The 4,581-nt window shown below is 44.4% G+C and carries 4 protein-coding genes and 1 pseudogene; all 5 read left to right on the top strand.

Annotated elements, in window-relative coordinates; genetic code table 11:
- A partial coding sequence (locus PN499_RS16850; RefSeq protein ID WP_272033256.1) for an aminotransferase class V-fold PLP-dependent enzyme occupies positions 1-332 on the top strand: 332 nt, incomplete at its 5' end.
- A 107-nt stretch (positions 333-439) separates the two neighbouring features.
- Complete coding sequence (locus PN499_RS16855) at positions 440-1,525, top strand: 4-oxalomesaconate tautomerase (RefSeq protein WP_272033258.1); 1,086 nt, start codon at positions 440-442, stop codon at positions 1,523-1,525.
- A gap of 32 nt (positions 1,526-1,557) precedes the next feature.
- Positions 1,558-2,907, top strand: a complete 1,350-nt coding sequence (locus PN499_RS16860; protein ID WP_272033259.1) for an APC family permease — start codon at positions 1,558-1,560, stop codon at positions 2,905-2,907.
- A 309-nt stretch (positions 2,908-3,216) separates the two neighbouring features.
- Positions 3,217-3,696, top strand: coding sequence for an NUDIX domain-containing protein (locus tag PN499_RS16865; RefSeq protein WP_272033260.1), 480 nt, complete (start codon positions 3,217-3,219; stop codon positions 3,694-3,696).
- Positions 3,697-4,134: 438 nt separating this feature from the next.
- Positions 4,135-4,581: pseudogene (locus PN499_RS16870) on the top strand (hypothetical protein); the annotation flags it as partial.

The raw sequence follows: 4,581 nt of genomic DNA on the forward strand, positions 1-4,581 counted from the left end.
AGGTAGAATTGACTGCTTATCTCTTCCAAAAATTGCGCGAAATTCCCGATATTAAGCTGTATGGGCCGAAGCCTGATATTAATGGGGAAGGTCGGGCAGCTTTAGCCGCTTTTAATGTTGGAGATTTGCATCCTCATGACTTATCGGAGATGTTAGACCAGGCGGGAGTTGCGATTCGCGCTGGTAATCATTGCACCCAGCCTTTGCACCGTTATTTATGTATTAGAGCTAGTGCAAGGGCGAGTTTGTATTTTTATAATACTCGTGAAGAAATTGATGTATTTATTGCGGCTTTGAAGGATGCAATCGATTTTTTTGGTAGTAATTTTTGAGGAAAGTGTGCTATAATTTTAAGCTGGGTGTTGCCATCCTATCTATACTTTAGATAAGATTTACGGAAAACTACTATCTTCTGTCATGGTAGAAACCCGATTCACAGATGCAAATAGCAATACCTAGCTTATTTATCCGAGGTGGTACATCACGGGGGCTTTACTTCCTTAAGCAAGACTTGCCAGAGGAAATCGCACTACGAGACAAGGTGCTACTAGCAGCAATGGGTTCCCCAGACGAAATGCAAATCGACGGGGTTGGAGGGGCCACATCACTTACTAGCAAAGTCGCCATCTTATCTCCTTCAACTCATCCCTGGGCAGATATAGACTACCTCTTCGCGCAAGTAAAAATTTCTCAGGCCAAAGTTGACGTGGAACCTTCCTGTGGCAATATCCTCGCTGGTGTTGCTCCCGCAGCGCTAGAAATGGGTTTACTCAAGGCTGTGAATGGTCAAACAACAATCAAGATTCATGCCGTCAACACTGGTTCATTGATTGAAGCCATAGTACAAACTCCTGGCGGTTATATCGATTATCAAGGCAACACAAAAATTGACGGCGTACCTGGAACAGCAGCACCAATCCAGCTTAATTTTATGGATGTTGTCGGTTCTAAGACAGGCAAGTTATTACCAACAGGTCAACTACGCGAGAAAATTGAAGGCATTGAAGTAACCTGTATTGATGTTGCAATGCCGATGGTAATTGCCCGTGCCGAGGATTTGGGCAAAACAGGTTATGAAACCAAAGCCGAATTTGATACCGATACTGCATTTTTTAATCGTATTGAGGCAATTCGTCGCATTGCTGGTTTGAGGATGGGACTTAGTAATGTTGCCAATAGCGTTATTCCCAAGTTCGCGATTCTCGCACCACCACGTTATGGAGGTAACGTGACATCCCGCTATTTTGTTCCAGATATTTGTCATGCTACCCACGCAGTCCTTGGGGGAATCTGCGTTGGCTGCTGTGCTATCCTCAAGGGTTCTGTTGCTGATGGGATAGCAATTGTGACAGGTGCTCAAAGAGAAACAATCGTAATCGAGCATCCTTTAGGAAAGATTGAGGTAGTCTTGGTGACTAGCTGCCAAGGTTCTGATATAAATGTGGAACGCGCTGGCGTGGTGCGTACAGCACGTCTGCTGTTCTCAGGCAATATTCACGTCCCTGCTCATCTTTGGAATCGGTAAGTAGTTGGACACAAATCAATCCTTGATAGCAGATGAATACAGAAAATTTTAAGGTGTCGGCAACTGAACCAAAACAACTGAAGCGAGAGTTAGGTTGGTTTGGTTCAACCATCATGGGATTAGGTTCAGTCCTGGGAGTGGGGATTTTTGTTAGTCTTGGACTTGCTACGGAAGTATCTGGTTCTGCCGTAATCATCGCATTAGTTTTAGCTGGGTTAGTAGTGGCTTGCAATAGTCTTAATCTCACCCAACTTGCGGTTAATCATCCTGTTAGTGGTGGTGTGTATGAGTATGGCTACAAGTACCTGAATCCTTGGCTAGGTTTTACTGCTGGCTGGTTATTTCTTTTGGGCAAAATGGCTGTCGCAGCAACAGCCGCCCTCAGTTTTGCTGGCTACTTACTTAATACCATAGGTGTGACTGAGAGAGGTTATCTAGTACCTGTAGCTGAAGCCGCAATTTTAATTATGACTTTAGTTGTTCTGGCAGGAATACGGACTTCTAAAATCACAACTTTAGTTGTTTTATCAGTGACAATTGGCTCTTTATTGTTCTTGATTGTTGCTGGTTTAATCGTTTTCCCGGAGAATGCTTTAGCAAATCTGGCTTTTCCTGAGATTGATGGTAGGAATTGGATCGAAAATCAGCTTCAGTCAATTGCTTTATTGTTTGTTGCTTACAATGGTGCGGCTCGCATAGCTCTGTTAAGTGAAGAAGTAGTAGAACCTAGAAAAAATATCCCAAAATCCGTAATTATTACGATAGTTTTTACGATGATACTTTACGTTGGGTTAGCAATAGTAAGTTTGGGTTCAATTGGCCCATTAGCTTTTAGCGAAGCAGCAAGAGTGCAAGCAGCACCTTTAGAAGTTGTAGCTGAGAGTTTTGGCATTCCTGTTGCACCAATAATTGTAGCGATTGGTGCTATTACGGCAATGCTGAGTATTCTACTCAGTACAGTTTTGAGTTTATCTCGTTTGATTTTAGCGATGGGTAGGCGAGGAGATATGCCCCGTTTTCTTACCCAATTAAACAGTACCGGCTCAACACCCTATTGGGCTGTTATTTCTGTGGGAATTGCAATTGCACTTTTAGTTTTAATTGGCAATGTAAAAACTACTTGGGCTTTTGGGACTTTTGGCGCTCTTTATCGGTGTTTTATTGTGGCTTTAGCAACGCTGCGCCTTAGCAATGAAGAACGTTTGTATCCAATAGGAATAACTTGGATAGCTCTTTTGTCTTCCGTAGTTTTGGCTTTTTGTCTGGATTGGCAAGTCTGGTTAGTTGGTTTGGGAGTAATTGGTATTGGAATTATCTGGCATTTGGTAGCGCATCAGATTTACTTGGCCGCAGGTTTAAGTACAACGGTGAGTGAGAAATAAAGATTAGGGGGAATATTGCGCTCAGTATCCTTTGAGTATCCTTTCAGTTGAGTATCCTTTCAGTATCCCGATCGCTGACTGCGGGTACTCGATTATAAAGTGGAGACTCAGCAAAGGTAAATGGCGATCGCACCCCTCAAATTTAAGCAACAGCACTTCAAAAACGGAGGAATCTCAAAACCCCCTGTTTAAGGGTTTCGCGATCGCTTCGCCTAAATCTTATCTTAGAAAACTGGCGATCGCACCAAAGCCCTACTATAGTTGCAGGATATGTTTACCGATCTTTACATCCAACTGAGCTAAGATTCTATGGCTCGCGAGCCAATTCCTACATGGTATTTTACCCTAGTTGTCGTTCACTTAGAAAACCGTTTTCTAATGGTACACGAGCGCAAGCATGAGCAGCAGTGGTACCTTCCTGCGGGCCGAGTCGAACCAGGAGAGAACCTGCTGGAAGCAGCACAGCGTAACACTTTACAGGAAGCAGGTATCCCCATCGTACTCGAAGGAATTCTCCGCTTTGAGCATACAGTCATGCCCAAGGGTAGAGTTCGTGTTAGAGTAATTTTCGTCGCCCGCCCAGAAGACAGCACCCCCCCCAAAAGCAAACCTGACGAATATACTTTGGGCGCACAATGGTATTCTCTCAAAGAATTAGATCGACTGTCCCTGCGGGGAGAGGAAGTGCGGGAAATGATTTATTACATGGCAAGCGGTGCCCCTATTTACCCCCTAGAGGTACTCAGTTTCGAGGGTGCGCCCTTTAAGCGCCATCGATATCGGTGGTAATCAAGATGTATGGCTGAACTCAGAGAGACGATCGCGTAACAAAATTGGAAACAGCGCTCTATTAGTTTGATGCAGTAGTTTTAATAGTAAGTTGTGTCTACCAGTAGGTTTCGGCGCTATTCCAGCGGTATGAGTTGAGCGATCGCCCTTTTGTGGTAGAACCAATCACATTACCCAGTCTAGTGTTGATTACCTACTGCGCGATCGCCCCCACTTAAAATTACCCTACTTTCCCTCAAGGGTAGTCCAGACCGCTCTCTCGTCCTAAAATCAGCTCCGGCAACTCCCAGATAAACCATGCTAAGATGCTGATTTCATTATCCAAAATTATTATTAACACTCCCAATAGCAGAAAAATTATCAATTAGGCAGGATTTGACCAATTCCCAATTCCCAATTACCAATTACCAATTACCAATTCCCAATTCCCAATTTAGTATGTCTTACTCTCCATCCCTCTTTACTGGTCTAACTGAACAACTGCGCCAACCGACATGGTGGGCAGCGATCGCCTCTGTAGGCATTCATGGAATACTGGGAGTAAGCGCCCCTGTACTATCCATATTTTCCCCACAACCAAAATCCGCCGGCAAAGTTGAGGTATTGGAATTAACTCCCGAAGAAATGAAGCGCTTACCGCAAACATTACCTTCCCCAATCTCCCCACCACAATTTTCAATATCATCCATTCCAGCACCCCCTAATTTAATACCACCCTTGCCCCCGGAACCCTCTTCAATTCAGTTACCTTCCTTACCGCCGGGGATGCCATCTTTTGTTACGCCCACAGCGCCTTTACCCCCATTAAATTCGCCCCCACCCTCCAATCAAACTGCATTCGCACCCACCCCAAATTTTCCCTCATTCATCAATCCGCCTTCCCTG

It is taken from the genome of Kamptonema animale CS-326, from assembly GCF_028330895.1.
Lineage (GTDB): Bacteria > Cyanobacteriota > Cyanobacteriia > Cyanobacteriales > Microcoleaceae > Kamptonema > Kamptonema formosum.